This window comes from Streptomyces sp. bgisy100 (assembly GCF_057709105.1).
On record NZ_JBYITE010000010.1, the window covers coordinates 134,165 to 160,091 of the forward strand.

The following is a 25,927-nucleotide window of genomic DNA, read 5'->3' on the forward strand; positions in this document are numbered from 1 at the left end:
TGGGGAACAGGGCCGGGCACGGGGACGGGGCGGCCGAGTCGGTATGTCACCGGAAGCGGCGACCCGCCCCGGAGGCGCGGCCTGCTGGGCGTGCGGCCCAGGTGCGGTGTGCGTGACCGGGCCGGTGGCGGGGTGCGCTCCGCTGGGAGACTGGGGCCGTGATCCGCACCGACGCCCTCGACCAGCTGCCCGTACGGACCGCGCTCCCCGCGCTGCGAGCCGCCCTGGAGGAACGGGGCGCCGCGGTGCTGTGCGCCCCGCCGGGCACCGGTAAGACCACCCTCGTTCCGCTGGCGCTGGCCGGGCTGACCGGCGACGGGCCGGTGCGGCGCGTCGTCGTCGCCGAGCCGCGGCGCATCGCCGCCCGGGCCGCTGCCCGGCGGATGGCGTGGCTGCTGGGTGAGGAAGTCGGCGGGACGGTCGGCTTCACGGTGCGCGGCGAGCGGCGGGCCGGCCGGGACACCGTCGTCGAGGTGGTGACGACCGGTGTGCTCCTCCAGCGGCTGCAGCGGGACCAGGAGCTGGCCGGGGTGGACGCCGTGGTGCTCGACGAGTGCCATGAACGGCATCTCGACGCCGACACGGCGGCCGCGTTCCTGCTGGACGTACGGGCGACGCTGCGGCCGGACCTGTGGCTCGTCGCGGCGTCGGCGACCACGGACGCGGCGGGCTGGGCACGGCTGCTCGGTGACGGTGCGGCCGGCGACGGCGCGCTCCCCGGCCCTGAGCTCCCCGACCCTGCGCTCCCCGGCCCTGCACTCGCCGACGGCACGGCGGGCGGCGGTGGCGCGCGCTCCGGCGCTGCGGACGGGCCGGCGGGCTCCGGCGGCGCGGACGCGCCGGTGGTCGAGGCGCACGGCGTGTCGCACCCCGTGGAGGTGGTGTGGTCGCCGCCGTCGCGCCCGGTCCGGCCGCCGCACGGGCTGCGGGTGGATCCGGCGCTGCTGGACCATGTCGCCACCGTCGTCCGGCGGGCGCTGCGCGAACGGGACGGGGACGTGCTGTGCTTTCTGCCCGGCGTCGGGGAGATCGGGCGTGTCGCGGGCCTGCTGCGGGGGGCCGCGGCGGAGGTGCTGCAGGTCCACGGGCGCGCCCCGGCGGCCGTGCAGGACGCGGTGCTCGGCGGCGGCACGGGGATGCGGCGGGTCGTGCTGGCGACGTCGGTCGCCGAGTCGAGTCTGACCGTGCCGGGGGTGCGGACCGTGGTCGACGCCGGCCTGGCGCGCGAGCCGCGCACGGACCACGCGCGCGGGCTGAGCTCCCTGACCACCGTGCGGGTGTCCCGGGCGGGGGCGCGCCAGCGGGCGGGGCGCGCCGGGCGGGAGGCTCCGGGCGCGGTGTACCGCTGCTGGGCCGAGGCGGAGCAGGCGCGGCTCGCGCCGTGGCCGTCGCCGGAGATCGGGGTCGCGGACCTGACGGGGTTCGCGCTGCAGACGGCCTGCTGGGGCGACCCGGACGCCGCGGGCCTCGCCCTGCTGGACCCGCCGCCGGCCGGGGCGATGGCCGCGGCGGGTGAGGTGCTGCGTGCCGTCGGCGCGGTCGACGCCGACGGGCGGGCGACCGGCCGGGGCGTCCGGATGGCCCGGCTCGGCCTGCATCCGCGGCTGGCCCGGGCCCTGCTGGACGGCGCGGAGCTGGTCGGTCAGCGCCGGGCGGCGGAGGTGGTCGCGCTGCTGTCGGAGGAGCCGCCCCGGGAGTACGGGGACGACTTGGCGGCGGCCTGGCGTTCGGCCCGGCGGGGCGGTGACGCCTATGCGCAGCGCTGGCGGGCGGAGGTCCGGCGGCTTCAGGGGGCGGCGGGGCGCACGGGCCCGGCCGGCGGACCGGGCGCGTCGGACGGGGAGCTCACCGACGACGCCGTGGCGGGGCTGGTCACGGCCCTGGCCTTCCCCGAGCGGGTGGCCCTCGGCCGCGGTTCCGGTGCGTATCTGATGGTCTCCGGGACGGGTGCGGCGCTCGGTGACGGGTCGCGGCTCGGCACCGCGGAGTGGCTGGCGGTCGCGGTCGCCGACCGGTCCTCCGGTGCGGCTTCGGCCCGGATCCGGCTGGCCGCGGTGACCGACGAGGACACCGCCCGGCAGGCGGCGGCCGGGCTGCTGTCCGCGGACGAGGAGGTGGCCTGGTCCACCGAGCGCGGGGATGTGGCGGCCCGCCGGGTGGAACGGCTGGGCGCCGTCGAGCTGTCCGTCCGGCCGCTGTCCCGGCCCGACCCGGCCCGGCTGCGGGCGGCGTTGCTGGAGGGGCTGCGGCGCGAGGGGCCGGGGCTGCTGCGCTGGTCGGACGAGGCGTCCGTGCTGCGCGGCCGGATGGCGTTCCTGCACCGGGAGCTGGGCGAGCCGTGGCCGGACGTGTCGGACGCCGCGCTGCTCGGTGCGCCGGACGCATGGCTGGGCCCGGAGCTGGACGGCGCGCGGCGGCGGAGTGACCTGGAGGGGGTGGACGCCGGACGGGCGCTGGCCCGGCTGCTCCCGTGGGCCACCGGCGACGCCGCGCGCTTCGACGAGCTGGCGCCGGAACGGATCGCGGTGCCCAGCGGGTCCCGGATCCGGGTCGACTACTCGGGCGAGCGGCCGGTGCTGGCGGTGAAGCTCCAGGAGCTGTTCGGGATGGAGCGCACCCCGCTGATCGCGGGCGGGCGGGTGCCGCTGCTGGTGCATCTGCTCTCCCCCGCCGGCCGTCCCGCGGCCGTCACCACCGATCTGGCGTCCTTCTGGCGGGACGGGTACCGCGCGGTCCGGGCGGAGTTGCGCGGCCGGTACCCCAAGCACCCGTGGCCGGAGGATCCGCTGTCGGCGGAGGCCACGCGGTACACGAAGGCGCGGCTGCAACGGAAGTGAGGGCACGGGGGACCGCTCCCGAGCCACCACGGGGCCGCGGCGGGGTCAGGGCCGCCGTCGGGTCCGGGGCCGGGTCAGGGGCCGCCGCCGGAGCCCGATCAGGATCAGGAGCCGCCGCCGGGCCCGATCAGGATCAGGAGCCGCCGCCGGAGCCCGACCCGTCGGCCGGCCTCCCGGTACCGCCCCGCGCGGGACGGCGGCCGCGGGCCTCCAGGAGGAGTGCGAGCGCGAGCAGCGCGGCCGACAGGGTGACGAATCCCCACGGCAGCCATGACGTCATGAGCAGGATCGGCGTTCGCTGGGACGTCACCAGGGCGACGGTGTGGTCGATGTAGTCCTCGCGCATCCGCACGTGTCCGGCGAACGCCGTCACCCGGTCACGGCCGCCGAGCAGGGAGCCGCCCCGCAGTTCCTCCCGGTGGATCTCCTCGCCGTTGACGGGCGCGCCGGTGGTGGGGTCGACCCAGAACATGCGCCGGGTGGTGTACCAGCGCGTCGTACCGGCCTTCCGTACCGACTCGGGCGTGACGCCCGAGACCGGCATCTTCTTCGGCACGGGGACCCTGGTCCAGGGGATGGTCTGCTCGAAGTAGTAGACCTCCAGCCCCCGGAAGGTGCGGGTGCCCCGGTAGTGGATGGGTGCGGAGGTCCGGGTCTGGGCGTCGAAGTAGGTGTAGTCGCGGCGCTCGGTGAGGAAGGGCCACTTGAACTCGATGCCCTCCCGTTTCACCGGGTCGTGGTCGACGTGTTCGCCGTCGGCGTGCACCGGCGCCTGGGTGTGCGCGTCGAAGATGTAGCGCTCGGGGATGCTGGAGACCATCTTCCCGTCGGGGCCGACGACGTGGGAGAGACCGTCCCAGACCACGACGTCCCGGCCGGCGGTCCGCTCGACCTTCTCCGACGCTTCGACGTTGCCCTTGAGGGTCTGCACGATGGTGACCCGGGAGACCTTGCGGGGGCGCATGGTGGTGTAGTCGAGCAGGGTGGCGTTCTCCGCCTCCAGCACCATCTCCTGGTACTGGCCCGCCGGGATCTTCGCCAGCCGGGGAAAGGCGTACCAGCGCAACAGCGGCGCGAGGGCCGCGCAGAAGACGGCGAGGGCGAGCAGCACCAGGCTCGCCCGTCGGCGCATCCCGCCCCGGGGGCGACGGCGCCCCGGCCGGCGGGCACGGGGCGGGGAGGCCGGGGGCCCGGGTGCCGCCTCCGGCGGCGGTGCGGCCCGCGTCACGGCGTCCCTCCGTCCAGGGGGTGGTCGGGGACGGTGGTGAGCAGCGGCTTCGGGGACGTCTCGCCGGCCGGGGGGCCGATCGCCGTCACGGTGAGGACCAGCGCGAGGGCGGCGGTCAGTCCGGCGGCGGCAGCTGCGAGGGCGCGCATGACCGGCCTCCCCTGGGGATCGACGGCAGCGACCTGACGGTCCGTCAGGGCTGGGGCACCGTAGCAAGGGGAGCCGGAGATGAGAACACCCCGGCACCGCTCCCCACGCGGGGTGCGGTGCCGGGGCGACAGGTGTACGGGGGCTCCGGCGGGCACCGTCTGATCGACGGCACCCGGCGGAGCGCACGGCCGGCGCCTACTGGCCGGAGGACTTCGGGGCCGAGGTCTCCGGGGCGGGCGTTCCCGGGGCAGAGGTTCCGGGAGCGGGGGTTCCGGGAGCGGGGGTTCCGGGAGCGGGGGTCGTGGCCTCCGTGACGGTCAGTTCGACGGTGAGGACGGTGCCCTCGGCGGTGGTGACGCGCAGCCGGAACGTACCGGCCCGGTCGTCGGTGTAGATCTTCGGCAGCTTCAGGACACCGTTCGCGCCGGTCTTGAGGGTCTTCAGGGTGCGCACGGGCTTGCCGGCCGCGTCCTTGAAGAAGGGGCCCTCGTCGTTCTCGGCCGACGCGAGGAGTCCGGAGGTGACGAACGAAGCGGTCACGGGCACCCCGGCCGCGGCCTGCCCCCGGTAGGTCGCCCGGACCTCCAGCGGCGCGGCGAACGCACCACCGGCCGGGGCCGTGAGCGGCGCGTCACCGACGCGGACGAGGGCATCGGCCTGCGGCGCGGGACGGGCCTCGACGGTGCCGGTGTAGTCGGTGCCGAGCAGCAGGCGGCCCTCGACGCCGGCGTGCAGCGTGAAGGTTCCGGCCCGCTCCCCGGCGAGCAGCTTGGGCGCGCGGGCGGTGCCGTCGCTGCCGGTGAGGACGGTGACCCGGGTCGCCCGGTCGGGGAAGCGGGTGTCGGTGCCGCCGCGGATCTCGAACCGCACGGGCACCTTGGCGACCGGCTTGCCCTTCGCGTCCTGCGCCCGCACCCGGGGCGGTTCGGTGAAGGCGGTGCCCGCCGTGGCCGTCAGGTCCCGGGCCCCGACGCGCTGGAGGGCGGTGACGCGGGAGGCCGGGGTGGACTCGTCCGGCCCGTTCGGGTCGTCCGGCTGCTGCGGTTCGTTCGGCTCGGTCGGGCGGCTGGGCTTGTCGGCGCCGTCGCCGGGCTTGTGCGGGCGGTTGCTGCCCGGCTTGCCGGAACCGTGCCGGCCGGACGAGCCCTTGCCGCCCTTGTCGCCCTTCTTGCCGCCGGTGTCCCGCGCCCGGCTCCGTTCGCCCGGGAGAGGGCCCGGGTCGATGTCGACCGGCAGCACGCCGGCGCCGTCCGGCACCTCGTGGGTGCCCTTGCGGTAGTACTCGAACCAGGAGAGGACGGTGCGCAGGTACTCCTCGGAATGGTTGTAGCCGAGGATCGCGCGGTCCCGGTCCTCCGGGACGGACAGGTCGCGGCCGGCGGCGCACAGATAGCGGCCGGCGGCCAGGGCCGCGTCGTAGATGTTGTTGGGGTTCTTCGCGCCGTCGCCGTTGCCGTCCGCACCCCAGTTCTTCCAGGTGGACGGGATGAACTGCATCGGACCGACCGCGCGGTCGTGCGTGGTGTCGCCGTCGAACTCCCCGCCGTCGGTGTCCGTGATCCGCGCGAAGCCGTTGCCGTCGAGCTTCGGGCCGAGGATCGGCCTGAGGGTGGTGCCCTCGGCGTCCACCGAACCGCCCCGCGCCTGGCCGGACTCCACCTTGCCGATGGCGGCGAGGAGTTCCCAGGGGAGGTTGCAGGCCGGGTTGCGGTCCGCGAGTGTCTTCTCGGCCTTCTTGTAGGCGGCGAGCACGGAAGCGGGCAGCCCCGCCTCGGCGGACTCCTCGGGACGGCCGGGCACCGGTATGGAAGTGCCGGGCCGGTTCGGGGTGTTCAGCGGTGGCAGGTCGGTGTGGTACGGCGAACCGCCGTCGATGGGGTTCTCGCGCACGGGCTCCGAGCCACCGCCGGTGGCCTGTTCGGCACTGAGCAGGCTGGGGGCCTGAGACGCCGTCAGCGCCGCCATCGCCACTGCCGTCACGGCGGTGGTGGCCGCGCTCTTGCGTAGCCGCCGACCGAACTGTGCTGCCATCTCCGCGTTCCCTCCCCTGGGAATCCCCTGCCGACGGTCAGGGGACGTCGGACGGGATCCGCCCCGTCCGGAATGCGGCGCGCCCCCGGCGCCGCAACTCAGGTGACATTACGACATCCTGGGCCCCCGAGCCATCGCAGTCCCGAGAGCCTTCACGACTGCTCCACCTCGCTGTTGCCCGCAGGTCGCGGAACCAGTCGCGGAACCGTACGGCACGCATACTGGTCGTTCCGATCAAGGACAGAGCCGAAGGGAACCCATGCCGTTCACACTGAGCCACGCGGCGGCCGTGCTGCCGGCCATCCGCAGGGACGGGACGGCGCGGGGGCCGCTGCTCGCCTCCGCCCTGGTCGCGGGGTCGTTCTCACCGGACGCCACCTACTTCGCCGACAGCGTGCTGCCCGGGGCCATGGAGTTCGGCGACTTCACCCATGCGCCGGCCGGGGTGCTGACCGTGGACGCGGCGATCACGGCGCTGCTCGTGGCGGGCTGGCTGCTGCTGCGCGAACCGCTGGTGGCGCTGCTGCCCCGGGCGTGGCAGGGCACGACGCACGGCCTGCTGCGCGGGCGCCCGTGGCGCGGCAGGCCGGTGGCGCCGCTGGTGTGGTGGTTCTGGGTGTCGGCGGTGCTCGGCGCGGCGACCCACATCGTCTGGGACGCGTTCACGCACCTGGACCGGTGGGGGACGCGGCTGTTCCCCGTGCTCGGCGAGGTCGTGGCGGGCTTTCCGCTCTACACCTACGTCCAGTACGGCAGTTCGGCGGTGGCGCTGGCCGTGATCGGCGCGTTCCTGGTGTCGGCGGTGCGCCGGCTGCCGCGGGACGTGCCGGTGCCCGCCGCCGTTCCCCGGCTCGGGACGCGGGAACGGTTCGCCGCCGCGGCGGTGCTCGCGGGGTGCGTCCTCGCCGGCGCCACGCACCGCTGCCTTCGCCTGCGGGCGATGCTCGGCGGGGACCTGGCCCTGCTGGACTACGTCCCCACCGCCCTGTTCGGGGCGGGCGCGGGGCTCGCCCCGGGGCTGGTGATCATCGCGGCGGCGGTACGCGTCCGCCACCGCGACGAGGCTGCTCCCCGGCCCCCGCAGCCGGACCGGCGCCCACCGGCCCCGTCGGTACGGGGCTGAGGCCGGGCGCCGTCGGTGCGGGGCTGAGGCCCGGCCCCGTCGGTACTGCGCCGCGCCCCGTCGGTACGGAGCCCGGCCCAGTACGGCGCCGGGCCCGCTGGTGCGGAGCCGCGGCCGCCCGGGTGCCGGGCTGAGGGCCGGGCCGGTACGGAGCCCGGCCCGGGGACCCCGGTACGGGGTCGAGGCCGACCCCATCGGTACGGAGCCCGGCCCGGGGACCCCGGTACGGGGTCGAGGCCGGCCCCATCGGTACGGAGCCCGGCCCGGGTCAGCCGGTACGGGGTCGAGGCCGCTCAGTGCGCCGCGGACTCCCAGTCCCCGCCGTCGCCCACCGACACATCGAGCGGCGCCCGCAGCTCGGCCGCCCCACTCATCTCGCGGCGCACCAGCTCCTCGACCTGGGCCCGCTCACCGGGAGCGACCTCCAGCACGATTTCGTCGTGCACCTGGAGCAGCATCCGCGAGGTCAGCTTCTCCTTGGCGAGGGCCTCGTCCACCCGCAGCATGGCGACCTTGACGATGTCGGCGGCGGTGCCCTGGATGGGGGCGTTGAGCGCCATCCGCTCCGCCATCTCCCGGCGCTGCCGGTTGTCGCTGGTGAGGTCGGGCAGGTAGCGGCGGCGCCCGAGGATGGTCTCGGTGTAGCCGGTGGCCCGCGCCTCGTCGACGACGCGCCGCAGGTAGTCGCGGACCCCGCCGAAGCGCTCGAAGTAGGTGTCCATCAGCTTGCGCGCCTCGTCCGGCCCGATGTTCAGCTGCTGGGACAGGCCGAACGCGGAGAGCCCGTAGGCCAGGCCGTACGACATCGCCTTGATCTTGCGGCGCATCTCCGGGTCGACATCGGTCTTGGCGACGGAGAACACCTGGGAGGCGACCGTGGTGTGCAGGTCCTCGCCGGAGGTGAACGCCTCGATCAGGCCCTCGTCCTCGGAGAGGTGGGCCATGACGCGCAGCTCGATCTGGCTGTAGTCGGCGGTGAGCAGCGACTCGTACCCCTCGCCGACGACGAAGCCGCGCCGGATCGCCCGGCCCTCGTCGGTCCGCACCGGGATGTTCTGCAGGTTCGGGTCGGTGGAGGAGAGCCGGCCGGTCGCCGCCACGGTCTGGTTGAAGCTGGTGTGGATCCGCCCGTCGGGCGCGACCGTCTTGATCAGCCCCTCGACGGTGGAGCGCAGCCGGGCCTGCTCCCGGTGGCGGAGCATGATCACGGGCAGTTCGTGGTCGGTCTGCCCCGCCAGCCAGGCGAGCGCGTCCGCGTCCGTGGTGTAACCGGTCTTGGTCTTCTTGGTCTTGGGCAGACCCAGCTCTCCGAAGAAGACCTCCTGGAGCTGCTTCGGCGAACCGAGGTTGAACTCATGGCCCACCGCGGCGTGCGCCTCCTGCACGGCCTGCTGCACCGCGCCGGCGAACTGCTGCTCCATGCGGGACAGCCAGTCGCGGTCGGCGGCGATCCCGGCCCGCTCCATCCGGGCCAGCATCGCGGAGGTGGGGAGCTCCACGTCGCGCAGCAGTCCCGCCGCGCCGACCTCCTCCAGCCGCCCGGTGAACGCCTCGCCCAGGTCCAGCACGGTGCGCGCCTCGGTCATCAGCGCGTCCTTCTCGGCCTGCTCGTCGGCGCCGAAGGCGAGCTGCCCGCTGTCGGAGGCGGCCGGGGCCAGCTCGCGGCCCAGGTACTCCAGCGACAGCGCGTCCAGCGCGAACGACCGCCGGCCGGGCTTGACCAGGTACGCGGCGAGCGCGGTGTCCATGGTGACGCCCTCGACGCGCCAGCCGTGCTCGGCGAAGACCCGCATCACGCCCTTGGCGTTGTGCAGCACCTTCGGCCGGTCCGGGTCGGCGGTCCAGGAGGCGAAGGCCCGCTCGTCCGCCTCGTCCAGCTCGGCCGGGTCGAACCACACGGCCGGACCCGAGCCCAGCGCCAGTGCGATCTCGCTGACGCTGCCGGAGCCCAGCGCCCAGGCGTCGACCGTCGCCAGGCCCAGCGGGCCGGCCCCGTGCCGCTCGAGCCACGGCGCGAGCCCGCCCGCGGCGAGGACCTCGCCCTCCAGCTCCACGCCCGGCGCCGGGGCGACCTCCTCCGGTGCCTCGCCCGGGTCCGCGGCCATCAGCCGGTCCCGGAAGTTCTGGTGGCGGAACTCCAGCGCGTCCAGCATCACCGCGAGCGCCTGCCGGTCGTACGGGCTGCGCTCCAGGCCCTCCGGGCCCAGCGGGAGCTCGACGTCCCGGACCAGCTCGGTCAGCTGCCGGTTCAGCTTGACGGACTCCAGGTGCTCCCGGAGCTTCTCGCCGACCTTGCCCTTGACCTCGTCGGCCCGGTCCACCAGCTCCGCGAACGAGCCGAACTGGTTGATCCACTTGGTGGCGGTCTTCTCGCCGACGCCCGGAATCCCGGGGAGGTTGTCGGACGGGTCGCCACGCAGCGCCGCGAAGTCCGGGTACTGCCGGGGGGTGAGCCCGTACTTCTCCTCGACCTTCTCCGGGGTGAAGCGGGTCAGCTCCGAGACGCCCTTGGTCGGGTAGAGCACCGTGACATGTTCGGTGACCAGCTGGAAGGAGTCCCGGTCACCGGTGACGATCAGCACCTCGAAGCCCGCCGCCTCGGCCTGGGTGGCCAGGGTGGCGATCACGTCGTCCGCCTCGAAGCCCTCCACGGCGAAGCGGGTGACGTTCATCGTGTCCAGCAGCTCGCCGATCAGCTCGACCTGCCCCTTGAACTCGTCCGGGGCCTTGGAGCGGTTCGCCTTGTACTCGGCGAACTCCTCGGACCGCCACGTCTTCCGGGAGACGTCGAACGCCACCGCCAGATGCGTGGGCTGCTCGTCGCGCAGCGTGTTCGCCAGCATCGACGTGAAGCCGTAGATCGCGTTGGTCGTCTGCCCCGTCGTCGTGCTGAAGTTCTCCGCGGGCAGCGCGAAGAACGCCCGGTACGCCAGGGAGTGCCCGTCCAGCAGGAGCAGACGGGGGCGGTCTCCCTGCCCGGTGGCCGGGGAGCCCTGCGAGCTGCGGGCGGGGGCGGTTGCTGCGGACTTCTTCGATGCTGTCTCTGCCACGCCCCCGATCCTGCCACGCCCCACTGACAGCCGGTGCCCACCGTCTCCGGGCACATCCGTCCGGGAGCCGCGGTGCGCCCGTCGCCCGGTCCGGCCCGCCGCGGACCGCCCCGCATCCGCCCCGCACGGAACCCTCCGCAGGGCCGCAGTCGCCGTCCCGGCGTGGGAGGATCGAGACAGCCATCACACTGAGCACGCCCACCCGTCCGCAGCGAAAGCGCCCGGGGGTGCACGGCGAGCGAGCGCGAGTACGAAGGAGGAGCGACGTGGCCACCCAGCCACCCGCCGACGACCCCGTCCAGGACGCACCGGACGTCTCGCCGCCCCAGCACGCCGCCGCCGGCCTGCCCGCCATCGGCCACTCCCTCCGCGTCGCCCGGCAGCAGATGGGAGTCCGGCGCACCGCCCGCACCCTCCTCCGGGTCAACCAGAAGGACGGCTTCGACTGCCCCGGCTGCGCCTGGCCCGAAGGGGAGAAGCGCCACGCCGCGGAGTTCTGCGAGAACGGCGCGAAGGCGGTCGCCGAGGAGGCGACACTGCGCCGGATCACCCCCGACTTCTTCGCCGAGCACCCCGTCGCCCGGCTCGCGGAGCGCAGCGGATACTGGCTCGGCCAGCAGGGCCGGCTCACCCAGCCCATGTACCTCGCCGAGGGCGCCGACCACTACGAGCCGGTGCCCTGGGAGCGGGCCTTCGACATCGTCGCGGACGAGCTGCGCGCCCTGGACTCCCCGGACGAGGCCCTCTTCTACACCTCCGGGCGCACCAGCAACGAAGCCGCCTTCCTGTACCAGCTCTTCGCCCGCGAGTTCGGCACCAACAACCTCCCCGACTGCTCCAACATGTGCCACGAGTCCTCGGGCTCCGCACTCACCGAGACGATCGGCGTCGGCAAGGGCAGCGTGCTGCTGGAGGATCTCCCCCGGGCCGACCTGATCATCGTGGCCGGGCAGAACCCGGGCACCAACCACCCGCGGATGCTCACCGCGCTGGAGGCGGCCAAGGCGGCCGGCACCCGGATCATCACGGTCAACCCGCTGCCCGAGGCCGGGATGGAGCGGTTCAAGAACCCGCAGACCGCGCGCGGGCTGGCCGGCGGCGGCACCGCGCTGACCGACCTCTTCCTGCAGATCCGGCTCGGCGGCGACCAGGCCCTCTTCCGCCTCCTGAGCCGGCTCCTGCTGGAGGCGGCCGAGAGCACGCCCGACGCCGTCGACCGGGCGTTCATCGCCGAGCACACCCATGGCTTCGAGGAGTTCGCGGCGGCCGCCCGCGCCCACGACTGGGACGAGACGCTGCGCGCCACCGGCCTGGACCGGGACACCGTCGAACGCGCCCTGCGCATGATCCTCGACGCGAAGAGCATCGTCGTCTGCTGGGCGATGGGCCTCACCCAGCACAAGCACGCCGTGCCCACCATCAAGGAGGTCGTCAACTTCCTCCTGCTGCGCGGCAACATCGGCCGCCCCGGCGCCGGGGTCTGCCCGGTCCGCGGGCACAGCAACGTGCAGGGCGACCGCACCATGGGCATCTTCGAACGCCCCGCGCCCGCCTTCCTCGACGCCCTGGAGAAGGAATTCGGCTTCGCGCCGCCCCGTGAGCACGGCCTCGACGTCGTCCGGTCCATCCGGGCCCTGCGCGACGGCACGGCGAAGGTGTTCTTCGCGATGGGCGGCAACTTCGTCTCCGCCTCGCCCGACACCGAGGTCACCGAGGCCGCGATGCGCCGCGCCCGGCTCACCGTGCACGTCTCCACCAAGCTCAACCGCTCGCACGTGGTCACCGGCGCCCGCGCCCTGATCCTGCCCACGCTCGGCCGCACCGAGCGCGACCGCCAGGCCTCCGGCGACCAGTTCGTCACCGTCGAGGACTCCATGGGCATGGTGCACGCCTCCCGCGGCCGGCTGGAACCGGCGAGCGAGCAGCTGCTGTCCGAGACCGCCATCGTGTGCCGGCTCGCGCGGCGGACCCTCGGCGCGGGCAGCGGCACCCCCTGGGAGGAGTTCGAGCGGGACTACAGCAGCATCCGGGACCGCATCTCACGGGTGGTGCCCGGCTTCGACGACTTCGAGAACAAGCTCCGCAGGCCCGGCGGCTTCACCCTGCCGCACGGCCCGCGCGACGACCGCCGCTTCCCCACCGCCACCGGGCGTGCCAACTTCACCGCCGCGCCCGTCGAGTACCCCGAACTGCCGGACGGACGGCTGCTGTTGCAGACGATCCGCTCGCACGACCAGTACAACACCACGATCTACGGGCTCGACGACCGCTACCGCGGCATCCGGGGCGGCCGCCGCGTCGTCCTCGTCCACCCCGAGGACGCCCGGGCCCTCGGGTTCCCCGACGGCTCGTACACCGACCTGGTCAGCGAGTGGCGGGACGGCCGGGAGCGGCGCGCACCCGGCTTCCGGGTCGTCCACTACCCGACCGCCCGCGGCTGCGCGGCCGCGTACTACCCGGAGACGAACGTCCTCGTCCCGCTGGACGCCACCGCGGACACCAGCAACACCCCGGCCGGCAAGTCCCTTGTCGTACGGCTCGAGAAGCCCGCACCCGAGACCGCCGTCACAGCGCACACCTGATAGGAAAGTGCAGACTGCAACGAACACCGTTGTTCGATGAGTGACGATCGGAGCCGGCACGCCATGGGTGAGCAGAGCAGCACCAAGTTCCCGCAGGACGTCCTGGACCAGTGGGCCGGTCTGGGCATGGACCTGCCCGCGCTGTTCTCCGCCGGCCACCTGGGCGAGCGCATGGGGCTGGACATCGTCGAGGCCGCGCCCGAGCGGGTCGTCGGCACCCTCCCCGTCGAGGGCAACACCCAGCCGTACGGGCTGCTGCACGGCGGCGCGTCCGCGGTCCTCGCCGAGACCCTCGGCTCGGTCGGCGCGATGCTGCACGGCGGTCCCACCAGGATCGCGGTCGGCGTCGACCTCAACTGCACACACCACCGCGGCCTTCGCTCGGGCCTGGTGACCGGCGTCGCCACGCCCGTGCACCGGGGCCGCTCCACCGCCACCTACGAAATCGTCATCTCCGACGAGCAGGACCGCCGCGTCTGCACGGCGCGCCTGACGTGCCTGCTCCGCGAGGCGGACCCGAACGGCACGGCGGGCTGACCCGCATCGTGAGGTGAGCCGTACGGTGGGCCGAGCCGTACGGTGAGTCGGCGCGTACGGCGACTGCCCCGGCTCGGCGAACCGACGCGTACGACGGACCGGGCCCGGCGCCACGGGGGCCGGTGACGGCCTGCGGGCTCACCTCACCGGAGCGAGCCCCAGGGGCACCACCGGCCACTCCTCCGGCCGGAGCCGGACGGCCCGGCCGGCTCTTGTCGCGCATCCGGTCCGCGGCCCGGGCAGCCCCGCACCAGGCCCGTACGGCGGCGCCGCGACGCCGCACGCCCGGCGGCCGGAGGTTTCCCGTCGTGCACACCTCTGGCGGCCCCGGCCGCCCGCTCCCTACCCTTCGGTCATGACGGCCGCGCCGCGCATCCGGATCCGGCGCGCGGCCGTGCTCGGCGCGCTCGCGCTCCTGCCGCTCTCCGGCTGCTCCGGACCCTCCTCCACCGCTCCGCACTCCTCCCCCGGTCCGCACGCCGAAGCCTCCGGGGCCCCTGCCGAGCCCTCGCTCGCGCCCGTCGACTCCCCGCGCCCGCACCGGACTTCGGCCGCCGAACTCTGCACCGTGCTGGTCCGCCACTGGGCCGGGGTGATGCTGGTGAACGGCCGCGGCGCCGGCCTCGACTGGGAGCAGAAGGGCCTGTCGACCGCCCAACGCGACATTCTGGACGAGGTCGTTGCCGCCGCGCGGGCCGAGCGGGACCGTCGCGGAACCGCCGCGGCCAGGGATCTCATCGACCGGCGGACCCGTCGATCGTGTGCCGCGCATGTGAAGGGAAGCAATCCCTCCGCAGGGCACGACGAAACCGAAGATCGTCACTCTCCGTAAGATTCGAGCCGGGTACACCACCGCCCGACAACTGCGTGCCGTGTACACGGAGTACCCCCACGTAACAACGCCTGCCACATTCCGGACGGTGTGACCTGGGCCACCCCGGACCCCTTAGCGGATCTGCGCGTTCTCACCATGCGGAACCCCAGTTATGCCGCGCTATAGGTGTTTTGTCCGGTTATGGATGCTACACCGACACCTTGCCGTGACCTGGGTCATAACAAGAAAGTCACATCATGGCCTGCACCTCTGCCACCCGCCGCCGCACGCCCTTAGAGTCACGGCCAGTCACCGCGTCGCCGGTAGCCACACAGCACTTTCACAGCTCAGCCATATTTGGCCGGCATGGTCCGGCACGCGACACGGCACCTCAGCAGAGGCGCCGCGCCAGGGAGAGGACACAACGTGCGACACCGTTCCTTGCTCATCTTCACCACAGCGATCACGGCTGGGGCCCTCACCCTCACCGCTTGTGGATCCCGCAACGACAAAGGCGACGGCGAAGGCGGCGGCGGCAAGACCACCGTGGTGATCGGTGTCGACGCTCCGCTGACCGGCTCTCTGTCCGCCCTCGGCCAGGGCATCAAGAACTCCGTGGACCTCGCCGCCAGGACGGCCAACAAGAACAACGAGGTCGAAGGGGTCACCTTCAAGGTCAAGGCCCTCGACGACCAGGCCGTGCCGGCCTCCGGCCAGCAGAACGCCACCAGCCTCGTCGGCGACAAGACGGTCCTCGGCGCCGTCGGCCCGCTGAACTCCGGCGTCGCCCAGTCCATGCAGGGCGTCTTCGACAAGGCCGGCCTCGCCCTGGTCTCCCCGGCCAACACCAACCCGGCCCTCAGCCAGGGCGACGCCTGGGCCAAGGGCGACCTGTCACGCCCCTTCAAGAGCTACTTCCGCACGGCCACCACGGACGTCATCCAGGGCCGCTTCGCCGCGCAGTACTACTACAACGACGCGAAGAAGAAGAAGGTCTTCGTCATCGACGACAAGCAGACCTACGGCGCGGGCCTGGCGAAGATCTTCGCCCAGGAGTTCAAGCGCCTCGGCGGCAAGGTCGTCGGCACCGACCACCTGACCGTCAAGGAGACGGACTTCTCCAGCGTCGCCGACAAGGTCAAGAACTCCGGCGCCGACTCCGTCTACTTCGGCGGCCAGTTCCCCGAGGGCGGCCTCCTCTCCGACCAGATCAAGAAGGCCGGCGCGGAGATCCCCCTGATGGGCGGCGACGGCATCTACGACCCCGAGTTCATCAAGGCCTCGGGCGAGAAGAACGACGGCGACCTCGCCACGTCCGTCGGCTACCCCGTCGAGGACCTCGACTCCGCCAAGGCCTTCATCAAGAACTACGAGGCAGCCGGCTACAAGGACCCGTACGCGGCCTACGGCGGCTACTCCTACGACGCCGGATGGGCCATCATCCAGGCCGTGAAGTCCGTGGCCGAGGCGAACGACGGCAAGCTCCCCAGCGACGCCCGCGCCAAGGTCAGCGAGGCCCTGAACAAGGTCTCCTTCGAGGGAGTCACCGGCAAGGTCTCCTTCGACAAGTACGGCGACACCACCAACAAGCAGCTCACCGTGTACGCGGTCAAGAACGGCGCCTGGGAAGCCGTCAAGAGCGAGACGTTCAAGGACTGACCCGGCACCCGCCTCACCCAGACCCACCCGCGCGAGGGCGCACACCGGCGCCCTCGCGCGGTCTCACATCCGACACGCTCATCGGAGGCCCTGCGGTGCACGAACTGCCGCAACAGCTGGTCAACGGCCTGGCCCTGGGTACCCTCTACGGCTTGATCGCCATCGGGTACACCATGGTCTACGGCATCGTCCAGCTCATCAACTTCGCCCACGGCGAGATCTTCATGATCGGGGGCTTCGGCGCCCTCACCATCTACATCTGGCTCCCCAGCGGAACCTCCCTGTGGATGGCCATACCCCTGATGCTCATCGGCGGCGCCCTCGCGTCGATCGCCGTGGCCACCGCGGCGGAACGCTTCGCCTACCGCCCGCTCCGCGGCGCACCCCGGCTGGCCCCGCTGATCACCGCCATCGGGCTGTCCATCGCGCTCCAGCAGATCGTCTGGGCGTTCTACCCGGACGCCAAGAAGGCCCGCAGCTTCCCGCAGATCGAGGGCAAGTCCTTCGAGATCTTCGAGCACCTGCACATCCAGCGCGGTGACGTCTTCCTCCTCGTCGCGGCACCCCTGTGCATGCTCGCCCTCGGCGTCTTCGTCTCCAAGAGCCGCACCGGCCGGGCCATGCAGGCCACCGCCCAGGACCCCGACACCGCCAAGCTCATGGGCATCAACACCGACCGCATCATCGTGATGGCCTTCGCCATCGGCGCCGTCTTCGCCGCCGTCGCCGCGGTCGCCCACGGACTCCGCTACGGCCAGGTCCAGTTCGAAATGGGCTTCATCGCCGGACTCAAGGCCTTCACCGCGGCCGTCCTCGGCGGCATCGGCAACATCTACGGCGCCATGCTCGGCGGAGTCGTCCTCGGCCTCGCCGAAGCGATGTCCATCCACTACATCCAGGACATCCCCGGCATGGACCAGCTCGGCGGCGGCGCCTGGGCCAACGTCTGGGCCTTCGTCCTTCTCATCCTCGTGCTGCTGCTCCGGCCACAGGGCCTGCTCGGCGAGCGCGTAGCGGATCGGGCGTGAGAACCATGAGCACCCAGAAGACCACCGCGAACACCCCGGTCATCCCGCTGGCCCCCGCGGTCGCCCGCGCCCTGACAGCGGCCGGAGCCGTCCTCACCGTCGCCTCCACCTTCCTCGCCTGGACCTGGACCGCCGAATTCCCCGGCGACCTCACCGTCACCGGCTACCCCGGCGGCCTCCAGGTCCTCACCCTGACCGGCGCCCTGCTCACCCTCGTCTACGCCCTCGTCGGCTACGGCATCCGCGGCCTCGGCTGGCTCAACCCGGCCGGCGGCGACAACGCCACCCGGTTGCTCGCCATCGGCACCTTCGCCACCACCTGGTTCACCGTGGTGGCGATCTCCGTCGAACTCGGCGGCGTGATCAACCTGGAGCCCGGCGGCTACATCGCCGCCGCCACCTCACTGGTCACCCTCGTCGGCGCCCTCGGCCTCCCCCGCGACACCGGCACCGCCAAGCGTCTGCCCGCCCCGCGCGCCCTCCCCACCTGGGCCGAAATCCTGCTCATCGTCGCCGGATTCGGCGTCGGGCTGTACGTCTTCACCTACGGCATCGCCACCGAGGACCCCGAACTCTTCGTCGGCTACATGCTCCTCGTCGCCTTCGGCGTCCTCGCGGTCATGAAGGCCGGGATCATCTCCCGGCTCTCCGCCCTCACCGCCAAGCACCGCTCGGTGACCCTCGGCGCCGCGTTCGCCGCGGCCGCCGTCTTCCCGCTCACCCAGAGCAACGACCAGTACACCCTGGTCGGCGTCAACATCCTCATCTTCGCCACCGTCGCCCTCGGCCTCAACGTCGTCGTCGGCCTGGCGGGACTCCTCGACCTCGGATACGTCGCCTTCCTCGGCGTCGGCGCCTACACCGCCGCCCTCGTCAGCGGATCGACCGCCTCCGTCTTCGACGTCCACTTCCCCTTCTGGGCCACGGTCATCGCCGGCGCCGTCGCATCCCTGGTCTTCGGCGTCGTCATCGGCGCCCCCACCCTGCGGCTGCGCGGCGACTACCTCGCCATCGTCACCCTCGGCTTCGGAGAGATCTTCCGCATCGCCATGGGCAACCTCGACGGCGTCTCCGGCCCGCAGATCACCAACGGCCCCAACGGCATCCCCAACATTCCCGACCTCGTCGTCCTCGGCTACGACTTCGGGGAGACCCACACCGTCGGCGGCCTCGCCATCCCGCCCTTCGCCAGCTACTTCCTGCTGATGCTGCTGGTCACCGCGCTGGTGGTGCTGGTCTTCAGCCGGGCCGGGAACTCCCGCATCGGGCGCGCCTGGGTCGCCATCCGCGAGGACGAGACCGCCGCCACCGCCATGGGCATCAACGGCTTCCGCGTCAAGCTCATCGCCTTCGCCCTCGGCGCCACCCTCGCCGGAGTCGCCGGTACCGTCCAGGCACACGTCACCTACACCGTCGTGCCCGAGCAGTACGTCTTCGCCGGCCCCGTCCCGCCCAACTCCGCCTTCCTGCTCGCCGCGGTCATCCTCGGCGGCATGGGCACCATCAGCGGCCCGCTCCTCGGCGCGTCCCTGCTCTACCTCATCCCCGCGAAGCTGCAGTTCCTCGCCGACTACCAGCTTCTCTTCTTCGGTCTCGCCCTCATCCTGCTGATGCGCTTCCGCCCCGAAGGGCTCATCGCCGACCGCAGGAAGCAGCTCGAATTCCACGAGACCGGCCAGCTCGACGTGCCCGAACAACGCCTGCCCGACGGGGCCGTCGGCGTCACCAAGGCGGAGGCGTGACCGATATGACCACCACCAACACCAGCCCGGCCGCACAGGCGACCGGCACCACCGTGCTCAGCGCGACCGACGTCACCATGCGCTTCGGCGGCCTCACCGCCGTGCGCTCGGTCGACCTCGAAGTCCGCTCCGGCGAGATCGTCGGTCTCATCGGCCCCAACGGCGCCGGAAAGACCACCTTCTTCAACTGCCTCACCGGGCTGTACATCCCCACCGAGGGCAAGGTCACCTACAAGGGATCCGTCCTCCCGCCCAAGCCGCACCTGGTCACCAAGGCCGGCGTCGCCCGGACCTTCCAGAACATCCGGCTGTTCGCCAACATGACCGTCCTGGAGAACGTCCTCGTCGGACGGCACACCCGCACCAAGGAAGGCCTCTGGTCCGCCCTGCTGCGCGGCCCCGGCTTCAAGAAGGCCGAAAAGGCCTCCGAGGCACGGGCCATGGAACTCCTGGAATTCATCGGCCTCACGGCCAAGAAGGACCACCTCGCCCGCAACCTCCCCTACGGCGAACAGCGCAAGCTCGAAATCGCCCGCGCCCTCGCGAGCGACCCCGGGCTGCTGCTCCTCGACGAGCCGACCGCCGGCATGAACCCCCAGGAGACCCGGGCCACCGAGGAACTCGTCTTCGCCATCCGGGACCAGGGCACCGCCGTCCTCGTCATCGAGCACGACATGCGCTTCATCTTCAACCTCTGCGACCGGGTCGCCGTACTCGTCCAGGGCCAGAAGCTCGTCGAAGGCACCCCGGACGTCGTCCAGAGCGACGAACGGGTCATCGCCGCCTACATCGGCACCCCCTTCGAGGGCGAACCGGGCGCCGAGGAAGCCGCCGAGGTCGAAGCGGCCGAAGAAGCCGCCGGGCACACCACCGGATCCCCTGCCGGGGGCACCCCGGCCGACGGCACCGGGGACGCCCCCGCCGACGGCACCGCACCGGCCCCCGCCGGGAACGCCCCGGGGAACACCCCCGCGGAAACCCCGGACGCCGAGGCCACCGGAACGGCCACCGGCACGGCACCGGCCGACGCAGCAGCCGGGGACACCACGGAGTCCTCCGGCACCGACGCCCGTAAGGAGGGCGACCAGTGACCGCACTGCTCGAAGTCGAGGACCTCCGGGTCGCCTACGGCAAGATCGAAGCCGTCAAGGGCATCTCGTTCAGCGTCGACGCAGGCCAGGTCGTCACCCTGATCGGGACGAACGGCGCAGGCAAGACCACCACCCTGCGCACTCTGTCCGGACTGCTCAAGCCGCTCGGCGGATCGATCCGCTTCGACGGCAAGCCGCTCTCCGGGGTCCCCGCCCACAAGATCGTCGCCCTGGGCCTCGCCCACTCGCCCGAGGGACGCCACATCTTCCCCCGGCTGACGATCGCGGAGAACCTCCAGCTCGGCGCCTTCCTCCGGAAGGACACCGACGGCATCGCCAAGGACATCCAGAAGGCGTACGACCTCTTCCCCATCCTCGGCGAACGCCGCAGCCAGGCGGCGGGCACCCTCTCCGGCGGCGAACAGCAGATGCTCGCCATGGGCCGGGCCCTGATGTGCCGGCCGAAACTGCTGATGCTCGACGAACCCTCCATGGGACTCTCGCCGATCATGATGCAGAAGATCATGGAAACGATCGCCGAGCTGAAGTCGCAGGGCACCACGATCCTGCTCGTCGAGCAGAACGCCCAGGCGGCGCTCTCCCTCGCCGACCAGGGCCATGTGATGGAGATCGGCAAGATCGTGCTGTCGGGGTCGGGCGAGAGCCTCCTCCACGACGAGTCCGTGCGGAAGGCCTACCTCGGCGAGGACTGAGCACCCCATGCGCGACGCGGCCTTAACCGAAGGGCCCGCACCCGGAGAACGGGTGCGGGCCCTTCGTCGGCGTCGGGACCACGAGCGGACCGGGGGACGGGGAGAGCGACGGCTTCCCGGGGTGCGGCACTGTTCACCGGCCCAGTTGCTCGCCCCGTCGCCCCTTCGGTCGACGGGGCGAAGCGGCGTGAAGCGAGCACTACGAGCGCGGTTTCCGATGTTCCGGGCGGCAGAAGACGCTGCTTCCCACCGGGGGCTGGCCATAAGCCCGGCCGAGGCCCTCCCGCCGAACGGTTCAGTCGCGCCGGATCAACTCCGGGTCGATTCTCCGGCCGACCAGGGGAAGCGTCCCGATCACGGCCGCCACAAGCACGCCCACAGCGGCCAGCACAAGCAGGGGAACCCCGGCGCCGTCCCAGAAGATCTCTCCACCACCCGTGACGAGATAGGAGGACTCCGCGAGCTTTCCAGTGACCAGGGCGAGGCCGAGACCGAGAGCCAACGGGAGCACGACCTGCGCGGACTGGACACGGCGGAGGGTACGAGGCCGAGCGCCCATGAGCGTGAGCGCGGTGACCTGCGGACGGCGCTCCACAGCCCGGTCGGTGACCGATACCAGGAACGCTGCGACGCCGATCACCAGCCCCATGATCATGCCGAGGGCCAGAAGCGTCTCGATCACGGTGATCTGCTGAAGCGCGTCAATGTTGATGCCCACGGGATCCACCTCGGCGGTGGGCACGATGGTGCCGATGCGATCGAGGACAGTCCGTACGGTTCCCGGGTCGGAGGCGCTGGCGAGGACCAGAGTGCCCGCTGTGGGCACCGCGTCGGCCGGGAGCTTGGACGGCGGGTAAAGGACAGGAGTGTCGACAGACGTGACGTCGTAGCCCGAGTACCGCACCTCCCTGACAGGCACGTCAATGCGGAGAGCCTTCCGACGGTCTCCCTGCTTCAGATGAACGACAGAAGGGGCGATCGGCTCCTCCGTCACAGCCGGGTCGGTGAGCCGAAGAACCTGGCCGTCTGCACAGCCTTCAACATGCCGCACCAGCTTGCTGAGCTGGCCACAAGTGGCAACCAGAGCGCGTGCTGGAATCCGCGGCCCTTCGTCTTCGGCATCGAACGGCGGCTCCATCACCATGGCGGTGGCGCTCAGTTCCGGAATCTCCCGCAGTCGCTCCTGTTGCTTCTCGCTGAGATCGGACAGCGAAAGCCCGTACTCCTGGGAAGGCGACTTCGAGCGAAGGATCTGCCCCTCCTCGACAAGGACGCCCTGCGCGAGGGACGCGGAAAACACCAGCAACACGAGCCCCGTGACCACACGCATGGCGCTCCCGGGCTCCACCTCGTTCCGGCGCATGGCGAGGTTGAGGGTAAGCGAGCGGGTCCGAGCCAGTCGCCTGGCAAGGGCGTACGACAGCAACGGCATCGTCAGGACGAGTCCGATCCCGGTGAGCAGGACACCGAGCGGTACCAGCAACGTGTTGACACCGGAGCTCTGAGCCGGGTTGTCGGTGAATCCGGTCGCACAGTAGCCCACGACGATACCCAGGCCGGTGACGAGCAGGAGTCCGCCCCACATGCGTGGAGCACGAGGCACTGCTGTACGGCGTGTGTTCAGGGGCTGGGTGGCGGCGGCTCGTGCGCTCGCACGCCCCACGAACCATGCGAGAGCCGGACAGCCGAGGAGGCAGATGGCGAGAGTGGAGGCCGACAAAGCACCATCGTCCGGGTACCACTTGAGACCGGGCAGGCCGGTTCGGGACACGACCTGGTTGAGTACCCAGTATTCGCCCAGACCGAGGATCGCGCCCACCAGTGCTGCGACAACCGTTTCGGCTGCGTTGACCCGCTGTGTGCCCTTGACGCTCAGGCCGAGGAGTCGCAACGCTGCGAGACGCCGGTTTCGGCTGGCTGCGGAGAGCCTGGCGCACACCGAGAGGAAGACGCCGAGCGGCAACAGGACCAAGGTGGCGAGCGTGAAACGCAGGATGTCGAGGGTGGAAGGCTCAACAGCTGGAACAGGCGGATAGCCGGTACCGAAGCTCTTGAGCGCCCGTGTGGCGCCGAAGCCGGTGAGCTCCGAACGCTCTGTGCCGACGTAGGCATACAGTTCATTGGGGTCCGTGAGGCCCGACGGAGCAATCAGGCCCGCTTCACGGCCGGGCAGCAGGCCCTTCAAGGCCGGCTCCCGCTCCAGCTGGTCATGCAGAGCCGGCGAGACGAACACCTCGCCGGCCTTCGGCAGCCCCCGCAATCCAGGAGGCGCGTCGGGTGTGTCCTCGGAGCCTGGCGCAAGGAACACACGGTGGAAGGGCTTCGCGCCGTGCGGGTCGGACCTTACGAGGACCACTGTGCGGTCGTGCTTCGGCGCTCCGGGGAAGGTGACCGGGGCACGGTCGCCTGCTCGGCCGTCCCGCGCATCGAGGATCGCCGGAATCGTCAGCACGAAGGCCAGACAGCACACGCCGAGGGAGCCGCCCACGGCCATGAGGAGAAAGCGCACCCGGGTTCCCCTCCCGGACCCGAGCAGCAACCGCAGCCCGAGCAGCAGTTCTCTCATGATGCGGCTCCCTGCGGGGCCAGGAAACCGTCAGCCATGGTGAACCGGCGATCGGCCTGATCGGCGACCGCGGCGTCATGGGTGACCAGGAGCACCGCAGTCCCCTGCGAGCGGGCCAAGGTCAAGAACTCCTTGAGTACGGCATCCGCGTTGCCACTGTCGAGTGAACCAGTGGGCTCATCGGCGAAGACAACAGCAGGTTTGTGCACGAGGGCACGAGCGACAGCCACCCGCTGGCTCTGTCCCCCGGACACTTGTGAGGGACGCCGGGTACGCAGATCGGCAATGCCGAGGCGGTCGAGGACGGCTGCAGCAGCCTTGAGGGCAGGCCCCTTCCGCTTGCCCGCGAGACGCAGGGGCAGCGCTGTGTTCTCCTCGATGGTCAGCTCGGGAAGCAACTCGCCATATTGGAAGACGAAGCCGAAGCGTTCACGCCTCAGCGTGCTTATCTCGTCGTCATCGAGGTCGCCGAACGACTGTCCCTCGAAATGGATCTCACCTCGGGTTGCGGGGAGCACTCCGGCCAGGCAGTAGAGGAGGGACGACTTTCCGGAGCCGCTGGCTCCGGTAATCGCCGTGACCTCACCACGAGTGAGCGAGAGATGGGCGCCGCGAACAGCGGGCGTGGAGCCGTAGGAGAGGTCAACTCCACTGGCGCACAAAACTTCTGATGCATTCATGTGCTCCCCCAGGGATCGGAGCGGGCCCCGACCGAAAGGACCGGGGCCCACATAGGTGGTTGCGACTACCGCTGGTAGAACTTGGTCGGCGAGCAATTGTCCGGGTGGAACGAGCCCCGGTCACGGCAGGCCCGTATCCAAGCGTCCTTCGTGTAACGGGCCGCCCCGTCGTACGAAAGCTTGTCCTTCCACACGGACTTCTTCTGCTTCCCGTTGAACCGGTTCCAGTCGTACCCTTCGACCTTCACCTGCACGTAGACGTTGTGTCCATCACCGGCGCTGGTGTCCTTGAGCCAGCCCTTCCAGTGGAACGCCCCACGCCGGGACCCGGCGGGCTCGAACTTGTACTTGCCCGAGTGGAACGAGACGCCACCGCTCTTGCGAGTAGTGACCTTGTGCCACGAGGCCGCCGCCTCGGCGTTCCCGCCCGCTCCTGCGAACGCAACCCCTGCCCCGCTGAGGAACAATCCTGCGGTGAGAGCGCCGACTGCCAGCTTCCGATTCACTTGTATCCTCCCGTTTTCAACAATGCACCCGCGATCATTAGGTCAGTGATCAACGGGCAACTCAATGTAACACCTGTGGCAGACAAGCCAATTGAGTAATGGTGCGCGGAGGGCCAGGAAGGGCAGCGGCTCCATCCGAGATGGCGATCTTGGATGGGTGGGCGATCAGAGCACGTCGCCACAGCATCTGCGGGACGGAGAGTCACAGAGCGCCGGAGCAGTCACGTGGCACTCCGGTGAGCCCCCACATCCGACGAACGATGGGGATCGCCTCGCCGGCGAGGGCGGTGAAGACAAGCTATGGGCAGCCATGGCGACGCGTCGGCGTTTCGGACAGGTAGGCGAGCCATGTATCGCGGCAGAGGGATTCCTCCGGCCTGCCCCGACAGGCCGGAGGCTGTCCTGCGCCGGTCCTGCTGACGCTGGTCTCAGCGCTGAGGCTCGCCGAAGGCTCACCTGCAGCCAAGCGCTTACATGCGGTCGACGGAGGCGCGACCGGGGGGCACTACCGATCCGCTTGGAGATTCTGCCGTGAAGATCCCGCTCCGCCTCACCTCACAGCACTTCGCCCCATCGATCTCGTGATCGACGGGGCGAAGCGTCAGGTCGGAAGGAACCAACAGCTCCCACGCCGACACGAAGCCACTGCACGAGCTCCGCACCGGAGCGGCGTCGGGCCCGGGCCGAGCGCGGCCCTACTTCCCCTGCTTCTTCTCCTCGGCGTCCTCGATGACCGCCTCCGCGACCTGCTGCATGGACAGCCGCCGGTCCATCGACGTCTTCTGGATCCAGCGGAACGCCGCCGGCTCCGTCAGCCCGTACTGGGTCTGCAGGATGCTCTTCGCCCGGTCCACCAGCTTGCGGGTCTCCAGCCGCTGCGAGAGGTCGGCGACCTCCTGCTCCAGCGCCCGCAGTTCGGTGAAGCGCGAGACCGCCATCTCGATCGCGGGCACGACGTCGCTCTTGCTGAACGGCTTCACCAGATACGCCATCGCACCGGCGTCCCGCGCCCGCTCCACCAGCTCGCGCTGCGAGAAGGCGGTGAGCATCAGCACGGGTGCGATGGTCTCCGCGGCGATCTGCTCGGCGGCGGAGATGCCGTCGAGGATCGGCATCTTGACGTCGAGGATGACGAGATCGGGGCGGTGCTCCCGGGCCAGCTCGACGGCCTTCTGTCCGTCCCCGGCCTCACCGACGACGGTGTAGCCCTCCTCCTCGAGCATCTCCTTGAGGTCGAGGCGGATGAGCGCCTCGTCCTCGGCGATGACCACGCGGGTCGTCAGCGGGGGGACGTGGGACTGCTCGTCGGCGACGGGCTGCTCGGGCTCGGCGGCGCTCACGGGACTCCTCGTTCCAGGCAGGTGGTGCCCCACGAGCCTACCTAGCTGCGGTCGGGAACATGCACACGGTAGGGTGTCACTGCACCGGGCCGGGTTGGTGGAATGGCATACACGGATGTCTCAAACACATCTGCCTGAAAAGGCTTGCGGGTTCGAGTCCCGCACCCGGCACTTCCGAAGTCTAAGCGGACGTGCACCTTCGCGCGAATAGCAGCCATCCACCTCCGAGGGAATAGCTCAGTCACGCAGA

Annotated in this window: 18 protein-coding genes and 1 tRNA gene; 11 read left to right on the top strand and 8 right to left on the bottom strand. The window is 71.5% G+C overall.

All coding sequences use genetic code 11. From position 1 onward, the window contains the following. The first annotated feature begins 158 nt into the window (after nucleotides 1-158). Nucleotides 159-2,837 carry an ATP-dependent helicase HrpB gene (hrpB, locus tag AC3EQ1_RS09810; RefSeq protein ID WP_432093914.1) on the top strand — a complete coding sequence of 893 codons (2,679 nt, stop codon included), beginning with the start codon at nucleotides 159-161 and terminating at the stop codon, nucleotides 2,835-2,837. A gap of 133 nt (nucleotides 2,838-2,970) precedes the next feature. Here hrpB and pgfA read toward each other — a convergent pair whose 3' ends face one another. The 3 genes from pgfA to AC3EQ1_RS09825 all read right to left on the bottom strand — a co-directional run bounded on the left by pgfA (nucleotide 2,971) and on the right by AC3EQ1_RS09825 (nucleotide 6,246). Then, nucleotides 2,971-3,969: a cell envelope lipid trafficking protein PgfA gene (gene pgfA / locus AC3EQ1_RS09815; RefSeq protein WP_432093915.1), complete on the bottom strand. Its 999-nt coding sequence runs from the start codon at nucleotides 3,967-3,969 to the stop codon at nucleotides 2,971-2,973. Between the two features lie 92 nt (nucleotides 3,970-4,061). Continuing rightward, on the bottom strand, nucleotides 4,062-4,214 hold the full coding sequence (locus AC3EQ1_RS09820; protein WP_432093916.1) for an SPW_0924 family protein: 153 nt from the start codon (nucleotides 4,212-4,214) through the stop codon (nucleotides 4,062-4,064). 196 nt (nucleotides 4,215-4,410) lie between these two features. After that, a complete protein-coding gene (locus AC3EQ1_RS09825) occupies nucleotides 4,411-6,246 on the bottom strand; it encodes a lytic transglycosylase domain-containing protein (RefSeq protein ID WP_432093917.1) in 1,836 nt (611 codons plus the stop codon). Between the two features lie 259 nt (nucleotides 6,247-6,505). On the opposite strand from AC3EQ1_RS09825, the gene AC3EQ1_RS09830 reads away from it, so the two are divergent. Further along, nucleotides 6,506-7,369: a DUF4184 family protein gene (locus AC3EQ1_RS09830; RefSeq protein WP_432093918.1), complete on the top strand. Its 864-nt coding sequence runs from the start codon at nucleotides 6,506-6,508 to the stop codon at nucleotides 7,367-7,369. Between the two features lie 293 nt (nucleotides 7,370-7,662). Here the strand turns inward: AC3EQ1_RS09830 and polA are convergent, their stop codons facing one another. Then, complete coding sequence (gene polA, locus AC3EQ1_RS09835; protein WP_432093919.1) at nucleotides 7,663-10,419, bottom strand: DNA polymerase I; 2,757 nt, start codon at nucleotides 10,417-10,419, stop codon at nucleotides 7,663-7,665. Nucleotides 10,420-10,685: 266 nt separating this feature from the next. Here polA and AC3EQ1_RS09840 point away from each other — a divergent pair, with 266 nt between their 5' ends. The 8 genes from AC3EQ1_RS09840 to AC3EQ1_RS09875 all read left to right on the top strand — a co-directional run bounded on the left by AC3EQ1_RS09840 (nucleotide 10,686) and on the right by AC3EQ1_RS09875 (nucleotide 20,585). Beyond that, on the top strand, nucleotides 10,686-13,001 hold the full coding sequence (locus AC3EQ1_RS09840) for an FdhF/YdeP family oxidoreductase (RefSeq protein WP_432093920.1): 2,316 nt from the start codon (nucleotides 10,686-10,688) through the stop codon (nucleotides 12,999-13,001). Between the two features lie 63 nt (nucleotides 13,002-13,064). Further along, nucleotides 13,065-13,538, top strand: a complete 474-nt coding sequence (locus tag AC3EQ1_RS09845; RefSeq protein ID WP_432093957.1) for a PaaI family thioesterase — start codon at nucleotides 13,065-13,067, stop codon at nucleotides 13,536-13,538. A 355-nt stretch (nucleotides 13,539-13,893) separates the two neighbouring features. Further along, nucleotides 13,894-14,370, top strand: coding sequence for a hypothetical protein (locus AC3EQ1_RS09850; protein ID WP_432093921.1), 477 nt, complete (start codon nucleotides 13,894-13,896; stop codon nucleotides 14,368-14,370). Between the two features lie 408 nt (nucleotides 14,371-14,778). Further along, entirely contained in the window at nucleotides 14,779-16,011 is a 1,233-nt protein-coding gene (locus AC3EQ1_RS09855) for a branched-chain amino acid ABC transporter substrate-binding protein (protein ID WP_432093922.1), read from the top strand. A 95-nt stretch (nucleotides 16,012-16,106) separates the two neighbouring features. Beyond that, complete coding sequence (locus AC3EQ1_RS09860) at nucleotides 16,107-17,039, top strand: branched-chain amino acid ABC transporter permease (RefSeq protein WP_432093923.1); 933 nt, start codon at nucleotides 16,107-16,109, stop codon at nucleotides 17,037-17,039. 5 nt (nucleotides 17,040-17,044) lie between these two features. Next, on the top strand, nucleotides 17,045-18,781 hold the full coding sequence (locus AC3EQ1_RS09865; protein WP_432093924.1) for a branched-chain amino acid ABC transporter permease: 1,737 nt from the start codon (nucleotides 17,045-17,047) through the stop codon (nucleotides 18,779-18,781). Nucleotides 18,782-18,786: 5 nt separating this feature from the next. After that, on the top strand, nucleotides 18,787-19,872 hold the full coding sequence (locus AC3EQ1_RS09870) for an ABC transporter ATP-binding protein (RefSeq protein ID WP_432093958.1): 1,086 nt from the start codon (nucleotides 18,787-18,789) through the stop codon (nucleotides 19,870-19,872). After that, nucleotides 19,869-20,585, top strand: coding sequence for an ABC transporter ATP-binding protein (locus AC3EQ1_RS09875; protein ID WP_432093925.1), 717 nt, complete (start codon nucleotides 19,869-19,871; stop codon nucleotides 20,583-20,585). Before AC3EQ1_RS09870 ends, AC3EQ1_RS09875 begins: the two co-directional genes overlap by 4 nt. A 295-nt stretch (nucleotides 20,586-20,880) precedes the next feature. Here the strand turns inward: AC3EQ1_RS09875 and AC3EQ1_RS09880 are convergent, their stop codons facing one another. From AC3EQ1_RS09880 to AC3EQ1_RS09895, 4 genes are all read right to left on the bottom strand, one after another. Further along, a complete protein-coding gene (locus tag AC3EQ1_RS09880) occupies nucleotides 20,881-23,151 on the bottom strand; it encodes an ABC transporter permease (protein WP_432093926.1) in 2,271 nt (756 codons plus the stop codon). Next, nucleotides 23,148-23,831, bottom strand: coding sequence for an ABC transporter ATP-binding protein (locus tag AC3EQ1_RS09885; RefSeq protein WP_432093927.1), 684 nt, complete (start codon nucleotides 23,829-23,831; stop codon nucleotides 23,148-23,150). Before AC3EQ1_RS09885 ends, AC3EQ1_RS09880 begins: the two co-directional genes overlap by 4 nt. A gap of 65 nt (nucleotides 23,832-23,896) precedes the next feature. Continuing rightward, nucleotides 23,897-24,337 carry a hypothetical protein gene (locus AC3EQ1_RS09890; protein ID WP_432093928.1) on the bottom strand — a complete coding sequence of 147 codons (441 nt, stop codon included), beginning with the start codon at nucleotides 24,335-24,337 and terminating at the stop codon, nucleotides 23,897-23,899. A gap of 695 nt (nucleotides 24,338-25,032) precedes the next feature. Next, nucleotides 25,033-25,677, bottom strand: a complete 645-nt coding sequence (locus tag AC3EQ1_RS09895; protein ID WP_351507151.1) for an ANTAR domain-containing response regulator — start codon at nucleotides 25,675-25,677, stop codon at nucleotides 25,033-25,035. 88 nt (nucleotides 25,678-25,765) lie between these two features. On the opposite strand from AC3EQ1_RS09895, the gene AC3EQ1_RS09900 reads away from it, so the two are divergent. Next, nucleotides 25,766-25,848 (top strand) — tRNA-Leu (locus AC3EQ1_RS09900). Nucleotides 25,849-25,927 lie beyond the last annotated feature (79 nt).

Excerpts from the sequence above, each read along its gene's own strand:
- AC3EQ1_RS09885 (WP_432093927.1), bottom strand. The coding sequence starts at position 23,831 with ATGAATGCATCAGAAGTTTTGTGCGCCAGTGGAGTTGACCTCTCCTAC.
- AC3EQ1_RS09850 (WP_432093921.1), top strand. The coding sequence starts at position 13,894 with ATGACGGCCGCGCCGCGCATCCGGATCCGGCGCGCGGCCGTGCTCGGC.
- AC3EQ1_RS09820 (WP_432093916.1), bottom strand. The coding sequence starts at position 4,214 with ATGCGCGCCCTCGCAGCTGCCGCCGCCGGACTGACCGCCGCCCTCGCG.
- AC3EQ1_RS09845 (WP_432093957.1), top strand. The coding sequence starts at position 13,065 with ATGGGTGAGCAGAGCAGCACCAAGTTCCCGCAGGACGTCCTGGACCAG.
- AC3EQ1_RS09830 (WP_432093918.1), top strand. The coding sequence starts at position 6,506 with ATGCCGTTCACACTGAGCCACGCGGCGGCCGTGCTGCCGGCCATCCGC.
- pgfA (WP_432093915.1), bottom strand. The coding sequence starts at position 3,969 with ATGCGCCGACGGGCGAGCCTGGTGCTGCTCGCCCTCGCCGTCTTCTGC.
- AC3EQ1_RS09865 (WP_432093924.1), top strand. The coding sequence starts at position 17,045 with ATGAGCACCCAGAAGACCACCGCGAACACCCCGGTCATCCCGCTGGCC.
- AC3EQ1_RS09880 (WP_432093926.1), bottom strand. The coding sequence starts at position 23,151 with ATGAGAGAACTGCTGCTCGGGCTGCGGTTGCTGCTCGGGTCCGGGAGG.
- AC3EQ1_RS09825 (WP_432093917.1), bottom strand. The coding sequence starts at position 6,246 with ATGGCAGCACAGTTCGGTCGGCGGCTACGCAAGAGCGCGGCCACCACC.
- AC3EQ1_RS09870 (WP_432093958.1), top strand. The coding sequence starts at position 18,787 with ATGACCACCACCAACACCAGCCCGGCCGCACAGGCGACCGGCACCACC.